The organism is Chitinophaga agri (genome assembly GCF_010093065.1).
GTDB lineage: Bacteria > Bacteroidota > Bacteroidia > Chitinophagales > Chitinophagaceae > Chitinophaga > Chitinophaga agri.
Window position 1 is genome coordinate 2253931 of record NZ_CP048113.1, and the last position, 19532, is coordinate 2273462.

The window sequence follows — 19532 nt, forward strand, 5'->3', positions numbered from 1 at the left end:
ACAAAACCAACAGATAGTGATCTATCTTTGAAGCTGTGAACAGCTAATGTGATACATGTATTCTAAACAGGAAGTTTCCAAACTTAAACAGGCATTCTGGACAACATTCGGCAAGTATATGAAGCCAATACTTTCAGCTGATGGTGAGATCATCAGCTGGTCCAACTATAAAACAGGCATTCCGGGTATCAGCTTTAAAATGGACGCTGACAACCAAACTGCCAGTATTGCCATCGTTATCTCCCACACAGATATAACACTGCACCGGGAGTTTTACAATCAGTTCCTTCTGCATAAGACCATGCTTCAGGCTACGCTGGATGAAGATGACTGGCATTGGCAAAAGGAGACGACGGATGAATACGGACGCCTGGTCAGCACCATCAGTAAACAGGTAGATAATATATCCGTACTGCGGCAGGAAGACTGGCCCACGGTCATTTCTTTCTTTAAACCGCGTATTATCGCGTTAGATGAATTCTGGAGTATGGCAAAATATGCCTTTGAGGCGGTTATGTAAGCGGATGTACTTTATCGGCAGCCTTAGCCGGATGTTCATACCTGACAGCGGCCCCTCTGACAGATAGCAGGTATTCATACATGGCCACCTCTACACCGATCAGGAGCAGACCATATGCAATGTCCTCCAGCGGGATAGTCATTAATCTGGGACCAGCTATTTCCAGCGGATTATACCATACTACCGGCTCCGCGATCCATGAGCCGGTAAGCAGACCGTTCACTACCAGGAATGGCAACAGCATCAGGCCATAGCAGATATAGAAACGACCGGTCCAGCTTCGCTTAGTCAGGAAGCCGGTCCAGAGAACGAACAGCGACATGAGCAATAGTGTGGCGAATGTGTAGATATGTGCTGAAAACCAGAAAGCGCCTGCTACACCGATCATCAGTAACAGGCCGGATATGACGGTGGATGCCCTGTGCGACATGCGGAATGACGGCCACAGACTAAATATGCAGTGATATGAAAAAAGACATGCATAAGGTATGCAGAGGAAGAACAGTACTTCTTCCAGCGGCAGATTAAAAAAGTACACACCCATCACATATTTCGGATTGAAGCCCCATACCCCTGCCGATGTAAAAAAACAATCCCAGCAAATGAAAAGCAGTCCCGGAAATAACATAGCAGGCCACAGAAAGGGCCATTGCTGATAGAACTTCAGCCTTGGATGAAAGGAGGCTATGAAAGGAACGATCAGGGAGCCTATGTCTATGGCCAGGTAAGTGTACTGCATCTCAGGAATATGTTTTCTCTTTCTTTATAGCATCTATCAGGTAACGCGCGGGAAAGCATAACATCCCGAAACATTCTCCTTCCTCCTTGCCGATATGTTTATGATGCATCTTGTGTGCCCTTCTTAACGCACGCAGATAAAAATTATCGGTGTGACGTAACCAGCGGAAACGCTGATGCACAAAGATATCGTGCACCAGGAAATAGGTGGCGCCATACAAGGTAATACCACTGGCAACAGCAATAAGGTAAGGCAGATGATATAACGTTCCCAACAGGAAGAGTAGCATGCCTGGTATGGCGAAGATGAGAAAGAAAAAATCGTTCTTTTCAAAAAAGCGGCCATCGTCTTTGCGATGATGGTCCTTATGCAGCGACCATAGCAGACCGTGCATGATGTATTTATGAGTAAACCAGGCGACCATTTCCATTGCAACAAAAGCAGCCAGCCCGGTCAGGATATAGAATAATAACTGCATAACCGGTTTTTTTTATCATCCGTTCAATCATCCAATGTTATCTGGGTTGCAGTAACATTGTTTGTAACATAATGCCGATCTTATGACTATTGGCCACACGGACGCGGGCAGTCATGATCTTCTGTGGAGGCAGGTTACGGATCTTGTTAAACAATACTTTATAATACGCATATGCCAAATATACCCCTTTACGAGAAGAAAGTGGTAATGCCTTGATACCGGCCAGTGCCTCATTAAAATCCGCTTCAATTTCCGCCTCTATAGCGGCCTTTTCTGCGCAGGAAAAGTTATTGAGATTGACCTGCGGAAAATAATGGCGGCCCAGTTCCTGGCTGTCGGTACGCACGTCCCTCAGAAAGTTCACCTTCTGGAAAGCAGCCCCCAGCTTCATCGCCGGATATTTTAGCTGCTCATATAGATCATGGTCTCCGTTAGTGAATACCCTGAGGCACATCAGTCCTACAACTTCAGCCGAACCGAGGATATATTTTTCGTAAATACTCCTTGTGTAAAAATGCTGGTGGAGGTCCATTTCCATACTGTCCAGAAATGTATCCACCAGCTCCTGTTCTATATTATACTGATGTACTACATGCTGAAAACTGTTTAGAATAGGGTTGAGACTGATCTTCTCCCTGATAGCGCGATAGGTTTGTTCTCTGAAATCATTCAGTAACGTTTCTTTCGGATAGCCATGAAACGAGTCTACTATCTCATCAGCAAACCGCACGAACCCGTATATACCATAAATAGGTGCATGAAACTTCCTGGCGAGCAATTGTATACCAAGGGAGAAAGAGGTGCTGTAGGCCTTCGTAGTGAGTTTACTGCAGGCGGCACTCACACTGTCAAATAACGCTTTCATGGCTAAACGCTTTTTGTTTAGATATATGATCTGCTACCAGTTGTCCTGAGATGATGGCCGGAGGCACACCAGGACCCGGCACGGTAAGCTGACCTGTAAAGAATAGATTGTTGATTGTCTTATGGCGGATAGAAGGCTTGAGAAAGGCTGTCTGTCCTAATGTATTAGCGAGTCCGTATGCATTGCCTTTGAAGGCACTGTAATCAGACATAAAATCGCTGCACGCATAACTGCGGGAATAAACGATATCATCGCGGAATGATTCACCGCAAAAAGCAGCTGTCTTATCAAGCACATATTGGAGATATTGCTCTCTGATAGCAGGTGTATCTGTGAGTCCCGGAGCGGTAGGTATGAGGATAAACAGGTTTTCCATACCATCCGGAGCAACAGTACTGTCTGTTTTAGACGGACAGCATACATAAAACAACGGTTTCTCCGGCCATTGAGGTGTTGTGTATATTGCTTCCGCATGCGCGCGGAAATCATTTTCAAAGAAGAGGTTGTGATGACGCAGGCGAGGCAACTTACGGCCCACGCCCAGGTAGTAAATGATGCAGGAAGGCGCCATGACACGTTTTTCCCAGTAACGGGCGGTATAGTTGTTATAACCTGATGGCAACAACTGCTGATCAGTATGATGATAGTCCGCCGCCGATACGATCACATCTGCCTCAAAACGCCCCTGATCGGTTATGATACCTGTGATACAGCCATCATTTACCTCCATACTGTTGACAGTTGTATTCAGCTGAAGCTTTACGCCCATTTCAACCGCGAGTTGAGTAAAAGCCTTTACAAGTTCATACATCCCACCCACAGGGTACCAGGTACCAAGGCGTATATCAGCATAGTTCATCATGCTGTACATAGCGGGGATACGTTCTGGCGTTGCGCCCAGGAACAGTACCGGAAATTCTATGATCCTCAGTAGTCGTTCATCTTTAAAAAACTTTCTCGCATGACTACTAAAAGACTGCAACATATCCATACGCAAAAAAGAACGGATTACTTCTGCATTACAGAGTTCGCGGATGTGAAGGCCTGGCTTGCTGACGTAAGCAGACATTGCCGTGTTGTATTTGTATTCCGCTTCCTGCATAAAGCTTCTCAAGCGGGCACCGGCGCCGGGTTCAATATGCTCAAACACCTTTTGTAACTCACTGAAAGAGGCAGGCATATCTACCTGTTCGTGTGCACCGAAAATAACCTGATAGGAAGGGTCCAGCCGCACCAGATCGAGATAGTCGTCTATACACCGTCCATGCCTTTTGAAAAAATCAGCCATTACCTCCGGCATCCAGTACCAACTGGGCCCCATATCGAATGAAAAGCCCCCTTCTTTTAGTACCCTGGCTCTACCTCCTGTCTGATCATGCTTTTCTACCAGGGTCACGTCGTATCCCTTATCAGCCAGACTAATAGCGGCAGATAAACCGGAAAAACCGGCACCGATGACAATAGCAGTTCTGGCTGTATTTTGTTTCACGTTTTAACTGATTTCTTAAACAAATGTATTGTTTAACTTTTAAAATAAAAAATTAAACAAAATTATTTTGGCGATGATAAGCTTCCTATTGAGGCAGACTCTGGCACTTGAGGTATTGATTATCAATATTATAATATAATTTCACTGGTACTATCGCGGCCAATACCAGGTATAAAATATTAGTTTTGGAGAGGACGATGAGCTGCACTTTGTTTAATCAGTCTGTTAATATGTTACCTTGCACTCCGAAAAACGGTGATTATGGCAGCTGAGAAGTATTCCATAAAAGACCTGGAAAGATTATCCGGGATCAAGGCCCATACGCTTAGGATCTGGGAAAAGCGATATGGCATCATTAACCCGGAACGAACGGATACAAACATCCGTTATTACGGCAATGAGGAATTAAAGAAGATCCTGAACATCAGCCTGTTGAATCAGCATGGCTACAAGATTTCCATCATCAGTGAAATGAGTGAGGGAGAGATAGCGGAAAAGGCAGCTGCGGTAGGATTGTTCGGACAACAGGAAACAACGGATGAAAGTCTGCTGCTGAGTCTTATCGAAATGAATGAGATCCTGTTTCATAACACCTTCTCTGCACTGGTGATGAAACACGGATTCGAGCATACGATCGTCAATCATATCTTCCCTTATTTCCGCCGTATTGGTATTATGTGGCAGGCAGGCACGATCAATCCTGCACAGGAACACTTTATCTCCAACCTGATACGCAACAAGATCATCCTCGCGACGGAGTCGCTGACCCGTACTGCAGGTCAGCAAAAAGCCCTGGCGCTTTTGTTTCTGCCGGAGGGGGAGTTACATGAGATAGGGTTATTGTTTTATAACTATGCGCTTCGCGCAAGAGGCTTCCGGACGATCTATCTCGGACAGTCAGTACCTCACAACAGCCTCTCCCGTGTGATCAGTACCTGTAATCCTGACCTGATCGTAACGGGTATGACGAACCCGGTGAATGCTACCGATTTCCTTACGTTCTCTCACGAGTTATGCAGGACATCCCCTGGCCTGAAGATCTATTTTACAGGACCAGTGCCGGCAGGAGCTGAAGGGAAACTGCCGGCGAATGCGTTTACGGTAGATGACCTGCTGGAGTTAATGGAGTTGAGAAGGAAATAGCCGTTGTTGAATAGTTTCATCTGAATATTAAACAAAAAAGGGCATTGTTTCTACACTCAGCGGCTATTGGCATCAGTGGTGACAAGGATGATCTTACCAATATGTTCGCTGCTTTCCATGAGTTGATGGGCAGCGGCAGCTTCCTGGAAAGGGAAGGTTTTGTAGATAACCGGTTTGAATTTGCCGGCCGCCAGTAAAGGCCAGACGCGTTGATGAATGTCGGCAGTGAGGGATTTCTTATAGGCATATTCCCTGGCGCGCAGGGTACTGCCGGTAATAGTAAGCCGCTTGCGCATCACAAGCCCCAGATCCAGTTCAACACGGTTACCTCCCATTGTATTGATATATACCAGACGCCCCTCTTCCCGTAAAACACGGATGTTCTTAGGAAAGTATTCTCCACCAACCATGTCGAGTATTACATCTATGCCTTCGGTAGCGAGAACCTCTTCAAAATCGGCTGTTTTATAATTGATATAGTGGTCAGCGCCCAATGCGATGCAGGCGGCTCCTTTTTCCGCTGATCCTACAGTGACGATCACTTTGCTACCCAGGGCATGTGCGAGCTGAATGGCAGTTACGCCAATACCGCTGGAGCCTCCATGTACAAGCAGCGTCTCTCCTGGCTGAAGTGCGCCCCGCTGGAAGATGTTAGACCAGACAGTGAATATTGCCTCCGGCAGACTGGCCGCTGCCGCAAAGCTGTACCCTTCAGGAACCGGAAGGCACTGACCTTCCTTTACAGTGACCTGTTCAGCATAACCACCACCGGCTAATAATGCACACACCTTGTCTCCCCGCTTCCATTGGGTCACTCCTTCTCCGCAACTTATGACCACACCGGCCACCTCCAGTCCCGGTATATCAGCAGGTACGCCCGCTGGTGCAGGATACTTCCCCTGCCGCTGTGCGACATCTGCCCGGTTAATGCCAGCTGCTTTGACTTCAATCAATACCTCTTCCTTCCCTGGCTGCGGACTGGTATAGTCCTGCCACTGTAAGGCATCTGGCCCACCTGGCTGTGTGATCACTGCTGCTTTCATATGGTCTGTTTTTATCGTTTATACAATAGCCGTAAAGTTAGCGTAAAGATATCAACGGGCGCATTCAGGGAAACAGGGTTTTCTGGTATGATATTAGCCAATACGATACATAGCACCGGATAAAGAATAACCGGATACACACCGGATCTTTTGTCCGCATGTGCATTATAATCACCCCAAAAATGTCCTGTCGAATGAGTTATACCTATAATGTAGTTGGTATCGGATCTTCAGCCGGCGGGCTGGCACCTCTGAAGATCATTTTTAACCAACTTCCTCCTGATATCAATGCTGCGATCATCATTATTCCCCATCTGCTGGCTAATATGCCCAGTAATCTCGGAAAGATCTTACATACTGTAACCGGTATGCCCATTATGAAGGTAGAGGAAAATACCCATCTGAAGAAAGGTGTCGTCTATGTACTGGGAGAAGGGCTGGTGATGACAATAAAAGATAAACAGCTACAGGTACGTCCGCGCGAGGCATCTGAAAAGATCAATAAAGCAATTGATCACTTCTTTATATCGCTCGCAGAAGAAGCGGCAAACAAAAGTGTAGGTGTAGTGCTGTCCGGTGCGGGATATGATGGCATAGAAGGCGCCAAGGCAATTGAAGATAAACATGGGCTGGTGATAGTACAGGAGCCTTATACAGCTGAATTTCCCCTGATGCCGCAGGCACTCATCGCTAACGATCATCCTGATTATATCCTGACGCCCGAAGATATTGCATACAAACTCGGGAAACACTGCCGCTAGCCTGGCTACCGGAACGGCCCTTCCCTATCTTTGCATGACCAGCCGGCCATCGTATGGATCACCGGGCGCAGGCTTCCCTGGTGGTAAACTGACGGCGGATCTCTTTGCCAGCCGCGCTCCGGTAGACGGCTCCATTAAACTGGGAACATTCGCCAAAACATACGCAGCGCAGTACTGACCAACACTTTATTATAGACAGTTCCGGCGAATATTTGTCGGAACTATCGTTTATGGCCCTGGCATTTCTGAAGGACCAGAAAAGTGAGTACATTTGAACGGACATTTTCCCGTATTTGTTCAGTACTTTCAGCTTACATTCAATGGATCGGATACCTATCAGACATATTCTAACCGCATATCAGCAGGATTACTCACAACACTTCAGCATACGGGATGTACAATCGTTACTGGATGGTAAGGATATGCAGCAGGAGCTGCACCGGCACAACTTCTTTTATGTGCTGGTGATCAGGAATGGAGAAGGACATCATGAGATAGACTTCGTCTCCTACCCTGTTGGTAACCATACCGTGTTTTTTATACGCCCCGGGCAGGTGCATCAACTGTTTCTCAAAGCGGGTGCTACAGGCTATCTGATGCAGTTCAGCGAAGGCTTCTATGCTACACATGATCAGCATTCACGGCAATTGCTGCGCAAGGTATCCGGTATTAACTATCACCCGCTGGACGAAGATAAGTTTGACAACATCTCCGGTGTATTAAAATATATCTTCAGAGAATATGTACGCCGCCAGAAGAAATACGAAGAAGTGATCCATGCTAATATGGATATCTTTTTCATTGAACTGATACGTGCTACCTGCAATGACTCCCTGGAAACAGAACAATTTCATATCCAGGAAAAGCTGGACACCTTACTGGACCTCATCACCTTGCACATAGCGGAATACAAGCAGGTAGCCCAGTATGCTGCACTCATGCATCTCTCTCCCTATCAACTCAATGCCGTCACCAAACAGACGCTCGATAAGACCTGCTCGGAAGTGATCAATGATTATATTATACTGGAAGCTAAACGATACCTGCTGGCAACTGATGAACAGATCAATAATATAGCGTGGCGCTTAGGCTATGAAGATGTCTCCTACTTTATACGGCTGTTTAAAAAGCAGACAGGACATACACCTGATATGTTCCGGAAGAATTTGAGATAAGTGCGGCAGGAGTTGATGATTGTCCTATCAGTGCAGGAAGTGAGTGATATACCTTTGATAAAAATTACTCATTAACGCAAATTTTTATTCAATGAAAATAATCATCATCGGCGCTTCCGGCACTATTGGCAAACAGGTAGCCACCTCACTGGGACAAGAACACGAGATCATCAGGGTAGGCTCTAAAAGCGGAGACATACAGGCAGATATCACATCACCGGAAGCTATCAAGCGTATGTTTGAGCAGGCAGGTCCATTTGATGCACTGGTCAGCACAGCAGGCGATGCACATTTCGGTCCGCTGAAAACAATGACTGACAAGGAATTCAGCGTCGGCATCAACAGTAAACTAATGGGGCAGATCAACCTGGTACTGATCGGACAACATTATATCAAACCCAAAGGCTCCTTTACACTCATCTCCGGCGTATTATCACAAGACCCTGTACTGAACGGTGCCAATCCGGCAGCAGCCAATGGCGCAATAGAATCCTTCGTACGGGCAGCTGCTATTGAACTGGAGCACGGTGTGCGGATCAACGCCGTATGTCCTACTGTAGTGGAAGAGTCGCCAGCGTACTTTGCCTTTTTCCCGGGACACATACCTGTACCCATGAAAAAGGTGATAAACGCGTACCATAAGAGTATATTGGGAGCCGGTACGGGTCAGGTGATCACTGCATTGTAAGTGAACATTTTACCTAGAATAGATATACAAACTAATAAGCCGGAGGTAAGTATCCTCCGGCTTATTAGTTATTTACCGAAATAAGTACCGTGTTCCAGATCGGCTAACAGCCCTGGTTGGGTGGGCTGCCAGTTTAACCACGCCCGGGTCTGTACACTGGTAGCAGGAACGTCCAGTCCGGCGAACATGCTCAGCCAGCCAAAATGAGCCGCTGCTTGCTCCCGTGATATCGAGACCACTGGCAGATTCAACTGACTGCCTATCACTGTTGCAATGGCTTTAAAAGCAACCCCTTCATCGTGCACTGCATGAAACACAGGACGCGCTTCACCTTTCTCCAGTATCAGCCTGTAAGCGCTGGCAGCATCGAGGCGATGTACAGCGGGCCAGCGGTTTGCTCCATCCGCTATATAGGCAGCAACACCTTTCTCACGGGCTACCTGGATCAGGGCAGGCACGAATCCACGATCACCGTCACCATGCACGGAAGGCGGTAGCCGCAGAATAGATACATTTATGCCACGGGCAGCAAGGGCAGCCGCGGCTTCTTCGGAAGCAGCCCGGGGTACATGCATCGCACTGGCAGGACGATCCTCTTCTGCAGCAAAGCGATCCTGTACGACAATAGCAGTCCCAGAGGTAACGACCAGCGGACGATCAGTGCCCGCTAATGCATTGCCCAGAGCCTCTATAACGTGCCTGTCATCTTCACAGTTGTCCTTATACCTGGAAAAGTCATGATTGAAAGCTGTATGCACCACACTATCTGAAGCGGCCGCCCCCTGTCTAAGACTTTCAAGGTCTTCCAGGGAACCGCGGTGTACTGCGGCGCCCGCAGCTACAAGGGCCTGAGCCGCCGCGTCGTTACGAGCCAGCCCGAGCACTTCGTGACCAGCTTTGATTAAGTCCTGAACGATCGCCGAGCCGATAAAACCGGTCGCACCGGTTACAAATATCCTCATGTTGTTATTGATTTGATGAAAGCCACATTTACAACACAAAGTTGCGCTGGCTATGACCGTCGGACCAAGGTCATTTGACACAATTTTACGGTGTCATTTGACCTAACTTCGCTAACTTCAATCACAATAATCAGAAAGGTTACCTATCAAGATGTTCGAAAAGTTCGCCGCTTATATCACTTCTCAGGCGCCCATTACCAGTGATGCACTGGACATGATGCGTTCGCTGGCCGTCATGAAAAAATTACGGAGGCGACAACTCCTGCTGAACGAAGGAGAAGTGTGTCTATATAAAACATTCATTGCCAAAGGACTGCTGAAGACCTACCGGCTGCGGGATGACGGGATGGAAACGATTCTCCGGTTCGCTCCTGAAAACAGCTGGACCACCGATCATGACAGCTTCATGCGGCAGATACCTTCCCAACATTATATTGAGGCGCTGGAAAGCACCGAGGTCATTTGCTGGACAGCCGACAGCCTCACCAAAATAAGACAGGCGATTCCTGCTTTTAAGGCGTATTCAGACGCCATCATCACCGATTCGCTGAACGCTTCCTATGAGCGCATTTACATGAACCTCAGTTATACTTCAGAGGAAAAATATGAGCATTTTGTGACGGCATTTCCAGAGGTATTCAGGCGGGTACCATTGCATATGGTAGCATCTTATCTGGGGGTGTCGAGAGAGACGCTGAGCCGGATCAGGCGGAAGTAAGGGAAGAAATCAGGAATTGGTCAATTCCCTCAGACACGCCAAAATAGCTTCATCCTGAAAAGTACCTATCCCTGCTTCCCTGTTCCTCTCCAGTTCATTAGTACCGGTTTGTTTCATTCTTTCAGCGATCCGCTCAGGCGTCATCCATTTGTTGAGCGGCATCTCGATATCCGGTGTATTAAGATGTATGAGTCTCCATTTAGTCATTGAAGGGTCTCTCTCCCAGAGCATAGGGCCAGTGGCGATGATGCCTATTTTAAAATTCATCTGAGCAATATTAAAGGGTACAGGTCAATAAAACAAAGTGATGATGCTTACCTTTCATAAAAGCATTCTGCAAGTTTCTAAAAAAAAGTTAGGAATTGTGTGTTCCAGCATCTATTTTTCCGGCACAGGTCCATTTTATATGAATATTTCCACAAACAACTTTCACTGTCATGAGAAAAGGTCTCAACGGTCTCAGCACCCTTTTATTGCTATCTTCACTGGTCCCGACGAGTAGCAGGGCGCAGACGACACCGGCGTATACGAAATACGTTAACACATTCATTGGTACAGCGCCGTTAACTGATCCGAAGATCCTGGGGTATACATTGCCCGACGGCTGGAGATCATGGGCCGGACTCACCTTTCCGGGGAGCTCATTGCCTAATGCCATGGTGCAGTTAAGTCCGATGACGGAATATGGTTCCGGCGCAGGCTATGAGTATGAAGATAACATTATCTACAGCTTTACCCATACCAACAAAGGTCACTGGAACCTGTGCAACATTCCTGTGCTGCCCCTCTCCCATCCCGGAGAGAAGTTCCAGTCCAGGTTTTCACACCAGAAAGAAAGCGCAGCACCAGGCTATTACCAGGTATACCTGGATGACTATGGCGTGGATGTACGCCTGACTTCCACCCTGCGTTGCGGCTATCATCAGTATGCATTTAAAGATGACGCTGACAAACAGATCCTGTTTGATCTGGCGAAGTCCAATAACAGGATCTCCGAATGGAAGATCGAGCAGATAGGTGATAATGCCGTACAGGGGTATCAGCGGGCCGGCTCCAATATTTACTTCTATGCTGTCTTGAATACAAAGATCACTCAGCTGGAGAAAAAGGCAGAAAGCGATCCTAAAGGATATGCGATCGTACATCTGGCAGATGGCAATAAAGGCCCTGTCGAAATGAAGATAGGTATCTCTTTTGTGAGTGCTGAAAATGCAAAACAGAACCTGGAACAGGAAATCGGTAACCGCTCTTTTGAAGACATTCGTAATACGGCCACTAATACATGGGAAAAGCTGCTGTCCACTATTGAAGTAAAAGGCGGCACAGACAAGCAGCGCACCATGTTCTATTCCTGCCTGTACAGATCATTCCTCTGGCCGGCATTACGCAGTGATGTCAACGGCGAGTTTCATGATGCAAAAGGCAATACGGCAAAAGCCGACTTCAACTATTACACGGAGCCTTCCTTGTGGGATACTTACAGGAATAAAGATGTATTACTGGGTATGATCTCTCCCGATGTCACGCTGGATGTGATCAAGTCGATGAAAGAAGTAGGTGATAAAACAGGATTTATTCCTACCTTCTTCCATGGCGATCATGGTACATCCTCTATAGCCGGCGCCTACCTGCGTGGTATAGACAATTTCGACATCAAAGGTACCTATGCAATATTGCTGAGGAATGCCAATGTCGATAAAGGCGCCAGACCCTTTGTAAAAGAGTATATCGAAAAGGGATATATCTCTGATCCGGATGTGAAGAACCCACATGTGGAAACAAAGGCAAAAGCCGGGGTATCCAAGACACTGGAGTATTCCTATGATGATTATTCACTGGCGCAGATCGCAAAGAAACTGGGAGACACAGCCAACTATCGTATACTGATGGCACGTTCCAAAAACTACCGGAACATGTTTGATCCTTCCACTAAGTTCATGAGAGGAAGACTGGAAAATGGTGAGTGGATTAAAAACTTTGATCCGCAGTACCCTTACTATGAATACATGTACAGGGAGGCTAATGCCTGGCAGGTATCCTTCTTTGCTCCACATGATATGAAAGGACTCATACAGCTGTACGGCGGTGCAACACCTTTTGAAGCCAAACTGGATTCCCTGTTCACCGTGCCATGGAATCCGAAGCATATCGCGAGGAATGTAGAGACGATGATCGGCCAGTATTGTCATGGTAATCAGCCAGACCATGAAGCTCCATTCGCATACTATTTCATCAATAAACCGGAGAAATCCCAGAAGATCATTGATACGATCCTCAATACGCTGTATGGTGTGGGAGACGATGGGATTGCCCTGTGTGGTATGGATGATGCAGGTGAAATGTCCGCTTGGTATGTACTGTCAGCAGCTGGTCTGTATACTTTCTCTGCCACCGATCCCGAATACCTGGTAACGGTACCGCTGTTTGACGAGGTAAAATGGAAGACCAGCACAGGCAAAGTATTGACCATTACCCACGCTGGAACAGGCCGCAAAATGACTGGTATTAAAGTAAATGGTAAAACGATCAAAGGATATTTTGTGCCGGATGAGCTGTTTAAGAAAGGAGGAAAGATTGAAGTAGTGACAAAGTAGTCTATTATCACAAATAAAGTAAACGCCCCGTCTGTTGATTCACCTGACAGACGGGGCGTTCACTTTATTATCCAGCACGCATAAAATATTTATTCTATTTTTGTGCCAACCTATTTTTTTACTATGAAAATGCTATTAACCACTATCTTTCTGGCGACTACTTTCTGCGCCTGCTCTTCATCTGACAACAACAACAAGCAATCTGCCAACAAGGATTACACACTAGCCGATTCCATTCATTTTGATCATGCGATCGTTGACGATCTCAGGAAAGAAACTGACTCTTCTTTCACCAGAATGGTAGCTTATGTGGATGATCTGGGTATTGACATTGAAATAGACACCTTATATCCTGATGGACTGCTATTTAATCACGACGGACAAACATCCGCCGAGCTGGTATTACGCCTGAAGGACAGCTTTCGCAAACGCGGCTACTTTATCTTCAGGGCGGAGCAACATTTCGGATATCAACCGGATAAAATTGCTGTATTGAAATCCGGTGACCAGTTTGACATTCTAAAGTACAGACGTACCGATGGCGCCAACTACAGTATCAGCAATGACAGCGTCATTAATAAACTAAAAGAGTGGAACAGTCGCTTTCCTTTCGAGATCATAGGCGCTGACCGTGACATGGTAGAAGCGCAATTCATCCGCAAGCCAGCCGACATGGAGGCATTTGCAAAAGAGGTATACACTTTCTGTCCGGATATCGTAGATCAGGGTACGGAAACAGTGGAACGCCTGGCAGAAGAAATGAAGCAGTCGAATGTATTATATCTATGGTGGGATTAATTAATCCCACTTTTTTTATGTCAGTCCTCAAATATTTTACCGCTGAAGACCAGTTCCCAGCTACCTTCTGCGATCTCGTCATTCAACTCCTTATGATCCCAGCCGCAGTAGCCAATGAAGACCTTGATATCTTTCGCTGTTAAGATACCGGTATTGATATATAGCACGGCAGTTTTGAAATCGCCCCCCACGTAGATATTATCCTTTACATGCTCCCCTCCTTCGATCAGGTCAGGGCGCTGGTGTATAAAGAACAGGTGTTCCTGGTCAACGGGGCCGCCTTCGTACAAGGGGAAAGGCATGCCTTGTCTGAACTCCTCCAGCTCATTCAGCTTACGGGGGAATACCTTATTGACCACAAACCCCATGGCTCCGTTTTCATTATACTCTGTGATAAAGATGACGGTACTCTCGAAAACAGAGTCATCCAGGAGAGCGGTACTGTTGATAAAAATGCCAGGCTTCATGGCGTAAAGTTAGCAATTAATACTTTGAACAGCCATTTCCGGTGTATCAGTATGTACGGTAGCATACTGGCGCCCCCAGGCTTCCATTGCTTCCAGCAGGGGTATCAACGAACGACCTGTTGCTGTGAGGAAATACTCTACTTTAGGTGGCAGCTCAGGATACACTACTCTGGTGATAATACCATGCTCTTCCAGCTCCCTCAGCTGCTGATTCAATACCTGCCGGGACGCCTTCGGATTGTATGCCTGTAACTGTCCAGGGCGGTTAATCCCTTTATAGATATTATACAATAAACAGGGCTTCCACTTACTCCCGATAATATCCATTGTCACTGCCATTCCGCAACTCAGATCTTTCGGTATTTTATGCTCATACATACACGGCGCATTTTACCAGCAAAGATACACTCCCTTCCCGAAACCGGACATACGCATAATTTTATGCGTATGTCATAACGGGCTGCGTACTTGTCTTTTCCGGTGTACACCTTCACCTTTGCGGAAAAAATATAACATCATGAATGTACACTTTCAACTGATCTGGAGAACCGCCATCATAGCGGCACTTATCACTATCAGCCATGCGCTGCACGCACAACAGTTAAAGGCGCCATTGGAGCAGGCAGGGTACTATCGTATTCAGGTAGGTGATTATGAGGTCACCGCGCTCTCCGATGGCACAGTGCCTATTCACTTACATGAACTGCTGACTAATGTAAGTGATAAGGAAATAGACAGCCTTTCGGCACTCAGTTTCCAGACGGCCACAGCAGAAGCGTCCGTCAATGCATACCTGATCAGAACAGGTGGTAAACTTGTTCTGATAGATGCCGGGACAGCAGAATTATACGGACCTACATTAGGGCATCTTCCGGAGAGCCTGCAGAAGATCGGTGTGTCACCTGAGCAGATTGACGCCATCCTCATCACACATATCCATACAGACCATACAGGGGGATTAATGCTGGGAGACAAGATGATGTTCCCTAATGCCACCATATATATCAGCCGGCCGGAGACGGACTTCTGGCTGAGTGAGACAAGCAGGAAACATGCACCTGAAAGGTTACAGAAATGGTTTAAGGAAGCGGCAGATAAGGTTGGTCCCTACATGGCCGCCGGCAAAGTAAAAAACTTTGAATACGGGCAGGAGCTGCTCCCTGGTATTACACCATTGGCCACACCGGGACATACACCGGGACACACCTTTTACTCACTGGAAAGTAAAGGAGAGCGTATGCTGTTCGTCGGTGATATTATACATGCGGCGGCGGTACAGTTACCGTCACCTTCGGTTACCATCACGTTTGATGTAGATCCTGGAGCTGCAGCTGCACAGCGTATCAAAGCATTTAAAGATGCAGCAGCAAAGGGGTACTGGGTGGCAGCCGATCATGTCTCTTTTCCGGGCGTGGGACACCTGCGGGCACAGGGAAATGGATTCATCTGGATACCGGTGAATTACAGCACACTGGGGAATGGGCAGTGATAAGTGTAAAGATTTATCTAATTTTACGATACGCCATTCACCTAAACCAATTTCTTCATGGACACCTGTGTTGCGGCCATCAAAAGCCGCCGTATCGAATCTATTGACTTATTACGGGGCATTATCATGATCATCATGTCGCTGGATCATGTACGTGACTACTTTCATGCCTACTCCTACGTGTATGATCCTACGGATCTGCAACACACTACCGGACCTATTTTCCTGACAAGATGGATCACGCATTACTGCGCACCAACCTTTATGCTGCTGGCCGGGATCTCTGCCTGTATGTATGGCGCGAAGAACGGCAAGAAAGCATTATCCTATTTTCTCTTCACAAGAGGGCTCTGGCTGGTGTTTGTTGAACTGTTCTTCGTCACACTGGCATGGACGTTCAATCCGCATTACCCGGTATTTATACTCCAGGTGATCTGGGCTTTTGGTATCGCCATGATACTGCTTTCCCTGCTGGTACAATTACCACGAAAGGTGTTACTACCACTGGGCGTATTACTGATCGCTGCACATAATATGCTTGATAATGTACATGTACCTGGTGACAGCATTCCTGCTTTCATTTGGTCAGCCTTACATGACCCTAACTTTGCTGGCTTTCAGTTCGGTCCCTTCCATCCGATCATCGGATATCCGGTGCTGCCATGGCTGGGCATCATTACCTTCGGTTATTGTGTGGGTAGTCTCTACACACCAGCAGTGACACCTGAAAAAAGAAAGCAATGGCTGCGTAACCTGGGACTGGGCAGCATACTGTTGTTTATCGTATTACGCTGGATGAATATCTACGGAGATCGTTCACCGTGGTCTGTGCAGGACAACTGGCTACTAACGCTGTTCTCTTTCGTGAATACGACCAAGTATCCGCCGTCATTGCTATTCATACTGATGACCACAGGCCCATCCCTGCTGTTCCTCGCGTATGCCGAGCGACCACTCAATAAGTTAACGGCTGCACTGACCGTATTTGGCCGGGTGCCGATGTTCTTCTACCTGCTGCACATCCCCCTGATACACGGTCTGGGTGTACTGGCTGCGGCACTTTCAGGACACGGTGCTGCCAGCATGGTAGACCTTACTACCTGGGTCACGGCCAATGACCAACTGAAAGGATACGGATTTTCCCTACCGGTGGTGTACGGCGTATGGGTACTGGTGATCGCTTTGTTATATCCGCTTAGTCTGTGGTTCAGTAAATACAAGCAGGCGAATCAGGCGCATAAAAAATGGCTGAGTTATTTTTAGAAAACAGCCGCAAAACCGGTGGTGTGCTGGATGTATCCAACACGGTAGAAGCAAAAACTCCCACACGCGGCAATAACACAAGCCAGCAGTACATACCAGCACCCGTATAAAAAAAGCATGTAGTCCCAATGAGGAACTACATGCTTTTTTATGATAGTCGTCCGTCATACTTTTACTGTGGATCCACTGGCAATCCATTCGCCTCACGGAGCAACTGGAACAGATGATCCGGCCTTACCACCACATGATTGGCATTGAGGGAATTAGCTACGTTTTTGAAGCTTGTAGGCGTAACATTTGTCCATGGCTGTGCCTGAATAATGATGAAACGCGGAGAAGCGCCATTCCATCCTGCGGCAGCTGAAGCAATATGGTCTTTCATGGCCTGTTCACTGGTACAATAGTTACAGGACAATGCCATTCCGGGCATACTGTTATTGTAGATGGTCAACCCGCCACCTGTGTTCTGCGCGGTCAATCCTAAAGTAGAAGGCGCAAAGGAGGCGAAGGTCTGTCCTACATGCTGATTAATACCTCCTGTAATGGTGTTCCAGATGGTCACTACGCGGAATCCGGCCCGCTTATTATAATCCTCTGTTTTGGCAACAAACTGGTTCAGGCGCGTCTGGTCCGGCCAGTTATTCGGATAGGTATATCCATATCCAGAAGGACCAGAGATCAGGTTATCATTATTAGTGGCACTTTGCCAGTAATAGTTCAATGCCCCCGGCATGGCGTCCAGCATAGCGGGCGATACCGTCCATCCTATCGGCACAGCACCACGGTCCGGGTTATTCCACAGCTTGCGCATCAGGTGTTCTACATACTGAAGGTTGTCGCCATCACTCAATATGAACGCCACATACAGTTTGTTCTGCAGGGTCGGTTTTGCAGGGATGGGCTTAGGTATAACCGTTCTTGACATACCACTGTGTACGGTCAGATTGGTAGACCAGTCACTGGCTATCGTCGCAATACCATACTGTGAAGCTCTTTGTACACCTGGCGCCTCTTCCGGCCACCAGCCCATATAGTTGGCACCAGCCGGCATGGAACTCAGGAAGCTGTTCAGCAGCTCACTTTCTCCGGCCACATCAGGGTCCAGCCAGATGGTAGCAGCACCGATCGCAACAGCATACTCTCTGAGTGCTGCCTTATGTGCATCAGGATTTAAACCTATCAGAACGCGTTTATCCACGTTAGGCCAGTAGGTGTTATACATGGTCTGGTAGACCTGTAGTTTGCTGGTGAACTGCCCACGCAGATCAACCAGGATAGGCAGGTTGTAAGGAGCGCTGGTCAGCCGGGACAGCAACACCGGCGATACGATCAGGGCATTCCTGTTTTTGGCCAGTACAGTGGCCAGGTTCACGGTGTGTATCTGGGAAGGATCATATACGATCAGACCCGAGATCTCATTGCGGTATTTGGTGATCAGGTCCCATTTATTACTGGTTTCGGTCCAGTTCAATCCGAGGGATTGCAGCCAGGTATACTGTCCTTCTGCAAACGCATCTCCTTCATAGGAAAAGAGGCGGGGCTGTACCCGGTTCACGATGCCTTTGAGAGAGGCAAACAGGTACATTTCAGCAGAAGAACCGTTTTGCTGCACTGCCACCCAGTCTACCTTCGTATAGGAAGTGCCACGCCAGTAAACGCGCAGCTCTATGGACTGGTTATTAGCCGGCATGGTGAAGGGCAGTGTGATGCTGGTGTAATCACCGGCAATGGGGAACTGCCTGCGGGTAACTGCCCTGGAAGCCAGGATCTGACCGGTAGTCGCATTCCTGACGTCGATATCTACCACAGGATCATCATTAGCGGTGTTGTTGTCTACTTTCATCCTGAACTCAGCGACATTGGGGCCGGCAGGAATACTCATATCATAAGGGCCGTAGATCATGTGCTCATCGGCCTTGTCGATACCCGTCTGACAAAGCCAGCCGTCTGTTTCGAGTCTGCCGGTCTTGTGGCCGAGTGACGCGCCCTCTCCTTCCCAGCGGGTGGAACTCTCGCGTAAGATAAACAGGTCCTGGGTCTGGGCTGTAGCAGGAAACGATGGTAATAACTGTCCGGAAGGCCATGATAACTGGGCCTGTACCGGCAGTACGAACAGGTGCAATACAATAAAGAGCGCTGTTGCCAGGCGAACAGCCGGATAAAATGGTTTGCTCATAGGTTAACCCTTTAAGAGTGAATAAATTAAATGGACACTGAAAACGCAGTAAAGTATAGTGCACGTGGAAGCAGGATACTTTTCACCGGATAGTGCGTTTGGTTATTTTGAATCAGATTATCAGGCTGAAAATACAAAAAAACGCTAACGAACAAAGATAATTA

Annotated in this window: 21 protein-coding genes; 11 read left to right on the forward strand and 10 right to left on the reverse strand. The window is 47.4% G+C overall.

Going from position 1 to position 19532, the window contains the following annotated elements; genetic code table 11:
- Positions 1-55: 55 nt before the first annotated feature.
- Positions 56-520: a DUF4268 domain-containing protein gene (locus GWR21_RS08630; protein WP_162331345.1), complete on the forward strand. Its 465-nt coding sequence runs from the start codon at positions 56-58 to the stop codon at positions 518-520.
- On the opposite strand, the gene GWR21_RS08635 is transcribed toward GWR21_RS08630, so the two are convergent.
- Genes GWR21_RS08635 through GWR21_RS08650 form a run of 4 tightly spaced genes read right to left on the reverse strand, consistent with a single transcriptional unit; the run spans position 513 to position 4091 of the window.
- Positions 513-1259, reverse strand: coding sequence for a lycopene cyclase domain-containing protein (locus tag GWR21_RS08635; protein ID WP_162331346.1), 747 nt, complete (start codon positions 1257-1259; stop codon positions 513-515). The two genes, GWR21_RS08630 and GWR21_RS08635, sit on opposite strands and share 8 nt — an antisense overlap.
- A gap of 1 nt (position 1260) precedes the next feature.
- Positions 1261-1737 carry a sterol desaturase family protein gene (locus GWR21_RS08640; protein WP_162331347.1) on the reverse strand — a complete coding sequence of 159 codons (477 nt, stop codon included), beginning with the start codon at positions 1735-1737 and terminating at the stop codon, positions 1261-1263.
- 37 nt (positions 1738-1774) lie between these two features.
- Positions 1775-2602 carry a phytoene/squalene synthase family protein gene (locus GWR21_RS08645; protein ID WP_162331348.1) on the reverse strand — a complete coding sequence of 276 codons (828 nt, stop codon included), beginning with the start codon at positions 2600-2602 and terminating at the stop codon, positions 1775-1777.
- A complete protein-coding gene (locus tag GWR21_RS08650; protein ID WP_162331349.1) occupies positions 2586-4091 on the reverse strand; it encodes a phytoene desaturase family protein in 1506 nt (501 codons plus the stop codon). The genes GWR21_RS08645 and GWR21_RS08650 overlap by 17 nt, the downstream gene beginning before the upstream one ends.
- A gap of 261 nt (positions 4092-4352) precedes the next feature.
- Here GWR21_RS08650 and GWR21_RS08655 point away from each other — a divergent pair, with 261 nt between their 5' ends.
- Positions 4353-5234: a MerR family transcriptional regulator gene (locus tag GWR21_RS08655; protein WP_162331350.1), complete on the forward strand. Its 882-nt coding sequence runs from the start codon at positions 4353-4355 to the stop codon at positions 5232-5234.
- A gap of 56 nt (positions 5235-5290) precedes the next feature.
- Here the strand turns inward: GWR21_RS08655 and GWR21_RS08660 are convergent, their stop codons facing one another.
- Positions 5291-6277, reverse strand: coding sequence for an NAD(P)H-quinone oxidoreductase (locus GWR21_RS08660; RefSeq protein WP_162331351.1), 987 nt, complete (start codon positions 6275-6277; stop codon positions 5291-5293).
- Between the two features lie 194 nt (positions 6278-6471).
- Between GWR21_RS08660 and GWR21_RS08665 the strand changes: the two genes are divergently transcribed.
- From GWR21_RS08665 to GWR21_RS08680, 4 genes are all read left to right on the forward strand, one after another.
- On the forward strand, positions 6472-7038 hold the full coding sequence (locus tag GWR21_RS08665; RefSeq protein ID WP_162331352.1) for a chemotaxis protein CheB: 567 nt from the start codon (positions 6472-6474) through the stop codon (positions 7036-7038).
- 34 nt (positions 7039-7072) lie between these two features.
- On the forward strand, positions 7073-7216 hold the full coding sequence (locus GWR21_RS08670) for a hypothetical protein (protein ID WP_162331353.1): 144 nt from the start codon (positions 7073-7075) through the stop codon (positions 7214-7216).
- A gap of 142 nt (positions 7217-7358) precedes the next feature.
- Positions 7359-8213, forward strand: a complete 855-nt coding sequence (locus tag GWR21_RS08675; RefSeq protein ID WP_162331354.1) for a helix-turn-helix domain-containing protein — start codon at positions 7359-7361, stop codon at positions 8211-8213.
- Positions 8214-8304: 91 nt separating this feature from the next.
- Complete coding sequence (locus GWR21_RS08680; RefSeq protein ID WP_162331355.1) at positions 8305-8901, forward strand: short chain dehydrogenase; 597 nt, start codon at positions 8305-8307, stop codon at positions 8899-8901.
- Between the two features lie 68 nt (positions 8902-8969).
- On the opposite strand, the gene GWR21_RS08685 is transcribed toward GWR21_RS08680, so the two are convergent.
- The gene (locus tag GWR21_RS08685) at positions 8970-9863 is read right to left on the reverse strand and encodes an SDR family oxidoreductase (RefSeq protein WP_162331356.1); all 894 of its coding nucleotides are present in this window, start codon (positions 9861-9863) and stop codon (positions 8970-8972) included.
- 151 nt (positions 9864-10014) lie between these two features.
- Here GWR21_RS08685 and GWR21_RS08690 point away from each other — a divergent pair, with 151 nt between their 5' ends.
- The gene (locus GWR21_RS08690; RefSeq protein WP_162331357.1) at positions 10015-10581 is read left to right on the forward strand and encodes a Crp/Fnr family transcriptional regulator; all 567 of its coding nucleotides are present in this window, start codon (positions 10015-10017) and stop codon (positions 10579-10581) included.
- 9 nt (positions 10582-10590) lie between these two features.
- Here the strand turns inward: GWR21_RS08690 and GWR21_RS08695 are convergent, their stop codons facing one another.
- The gene (locus tag GWR21_RS08695) at positions 10591-10848 is read right to left on the reverse strand and encodes a hypothetical protein (protein ID WP_162331358.1); all 258 of its coding nucleotides are present in this window, start codon (positions 10846-10848) and stop codon (positions 10591-10593) included.
- A gap of 170 nt (positions 10849-11018) precedes the next feature.
- Here GWR21_RS08695 and GWR21_RS08700 point away from each other — a divergent pair, with 170 nt between their 5' ends.
- Together GWR21_RS08700 and GWR21_RS08705 are read left to right on the forward strand one after the other, a co-directional pair.
- Positions 11019-13175, forward strand: coding sequence for a GH92 family glycosyl hydrolase (locus GWR21_RS08700; protein WP_162331359.1), 2157 nt, complete (start codon positions 11019-11021; stop codon positions 13173-13175).
- 123 nt (positions 13176-13298) lie between these two features.
- Positions 13299-13973: a DUF4253 domain-containing protein gene (locus tag GWR21_RS08705; protein ID WP_162331360.1), complete on the forward strand. Its 675-nt coding sequence runs from the start codon at positions 13299-13301 to the stop codon at positions 13971-13973.
- Between the two features lie 20 nt (positions 13974-13993).
- Here the strand turns inward: GWR21_RS08705 and GWR21_RS08710 are convergent, their stop codons facing one another.
- Positions 13994-14440 (reverse strand): YqgE/AlgH family protein, encoded by a 447-nt coding sequence (locus GWR21_RS08710; protein ID WP_162331361.1) that lies wholly within the window; start codon positions 14438-14440, stop codon positions 13994-13996.
- A 9-nt stretch (positions 14441-14449) separates the two neighbouring features.
- Complete coding sequence (locus GWR21_RS08715) at positions 14450-14818, reverse strand: winged helix-turn-helix transcriptional regulator (RefSeq protein WP_162331362.1); 369 nt, start codon at positions 14816-14818, stop codon at positions 14450-14452.
- 139 nt (positions 14819-14957) lie between these two features.
- Between GWR21_RS08715 and GWR21_RS08720 the strand changes: the two genes are divergently transcribed.
- Together GWR21_RS08720 and GWR21_RS08725 are read left to right on the forward strand one after the other, a co-directional pair.
- Positions 14958-15929 (forward strand): MBL fold metallo-hydrolase, encoded by a 972-nt coding sequence (locus tag GWR21_RS08720; RefSeq protein WP_162331363.1) that lies wholly within the window; start codon positions 14958-14960, stop codon positions 15927-15929.
- Between the two features lie 57 nt (positions 15930-15986).
- Positions 15987-17192: a DUF1624 domain-containing protein gene (locus GWR21_RS08725; protein ID WP_162331364.1), complete on the forward strand. Its 1206-nt coding sequence runs from the start codon at positions 15987-15989 to the stop codon at positions 17190-17192.
- Between the two features lie 172 nt (positions 17193-17364).
- Here GWR21_RS08725 and GWR21_RS08730 read toward each other — a convergent pair whose 3' ends face one another.
- Entirely contained in the window at positions 17365-19368 is a 2004-nt protein-coding gene (locus tag GWR21_RS08730; RefSeq protein WP_162331365.1) for a GxGYxYP domain-containing protein, read from the reverse strand.
- Between the last annotated feature and the right edge of the window lie 164 nt (positions 19369-19532).

What these genes read in the sequence shown, in the direction of transcription:
- GWR21_RS08690 (WP_162331357.1), top strand. Translation starts at nt 10,015, where the DNA reads ATGTTCGAAAAGTTCGCCGCTTATATCACTTCTCAGGCGCCCATTACC.
- GWR21_RS08665 (WP_162331352.1), top strand. Translation starts at nt 6,472, where the DNA reads ATGAGTTATACCTATAATGTAGTTGGTATCGGATCTTCAGCCGGCGGG.
- GWR21_RS08725 (WP_162331364.1), top strand. Translation starts at nt 15,987, where the DNA reads ATGGACACCTGTGTTGCGGCCATCAAAAGCCGCCGTATCGAATCTATT.
- GWR21_RS08720 (WP_162331363.1), top strand. Translation starts at nt 14,958, where the DNA reads ATGAATGTACACTTTCAACTGATCTGGAGAACCGCCATCATAGCGGCA.
- GWR21_RS08680 (WP_162331355.1), top strand. Translation starts at nt 8,305, where the DNA reads ATGAAAATAATCATCATCGGCGCTTCCGGCACTATTGGCAAACAGGTA.
- GWR21_RS08635 (WP_162331346.1), bottom strand. Translation starts at nt 1,259, where the DNA reads ATGCAGTACACTTACCTGGCCATAGACATAGGCTCCCTGATCGTTCCT.
- GWR21_RS08670 (WP_162331353.1), top strand. Translation starts at nt 7,073, where the DNA reads ATGACCAGCCGGCCATCGTATGGATCACCGGGCGCAGGCTTCCCTGGT.
- GWR21_RS08715 (WP_162331362.1), bottom strand. Translation starts at nt 14,818, where the DNA reads ATGTATGAGCATAAAATACCGAAAGATCTGAGTTGCGGAATGGCAGTG.
- GWR21_RS08710 (WP_162331361.1), bottom strand. Translation starts at nt 14,440, where the DNA reads ATGAAGCCTGGCATTTTTATCAACAGTACCGCTCTCCTGGATGACTCT.
- GWR21_RS08655 (WP_162331350.1), top strand. Translation starts at nt 4,353, where the DNA reads ATGGCAGCTGAGAAGTATTCCATAAAAGACCTGGAAAGATTATCCGGG.
- GWR21_RS08675 (WP_162331354.1), top strand. Translation starts at nt 7,359, where the DNA reads ATGGATCGGATACCTATCAGACATATTCTAACCGCATATCAGCAGGAT.
- GWR21_RS08630 (WP_162331345.1), top strand. Translation starts at nt 56, where the DNA reads ATGTATTCTAAACAGGAAGTTTCCAAACTTAAACAGGCATTCTGGACA.
- GWR21_RS08685 (WP_162331356.1), bottom strand. Translation starts at nt 9,863, where the DNA reads ATGAGGATATTTGTAACCGGTGCGACCGGTTTTATCGGCTCGGCGATC.
- GWR21_RS08660 (WP_162331351.1), bottom strand. Translation starts at nt 6,277, where the DNA reads ATGAAAGCAGCAGTGATCACACAGCCAGGTGGGCCAGATGCCTTACAG.
- GWR21_RS08695 (WP_162331358.1), bottom strand. Translation starts at nt 10,848, where the DNA reads ATGAATTTTAAAATAGGCATCATCGCCACTGGCCCTATGCTCTGGGAG.
- GWR21_RS08705 (WP_162331360.1), top strand. Translation starts at nt 13,299, where the DNA reads ATGAAAATGCTATTAACCACTATCTTTCTGGCGACTACTTTCTGCGCC.
- GWR21_RS08700 (WP_162331359.1), top strand. Translation starts at nt 11,019, where the DNA reads ATGAGAAAAGGTCTCAACGGTCTCAGCACCCTTTTATTGCTATCTTCA.
- GWR21_RS08640 (WP_162331347.1), bottom strand. Translation starts at nt 1,737, where the DNA reads ATGCAGTTATTATTCTATATCCTGACCGGGCTGGCTGCTTTTGTTGCA.
- GWR21_RS08645 (WP_162331348.1), bottom strand. Translation starts at nt 2,602, where the DNA reads ATGAAAGCGTTATTTGACAGTGTGAGTGCCGCCTGCAGTAAACTCACT.
- GWR21_RS08730 (WP_162331365.1), bottom strand. Translation starts at nt 19,368, where the DNA reads ATGAGCAAACCATTTTATCCGGCTGTTCGCCTGGCAACAGCGCTCTTT.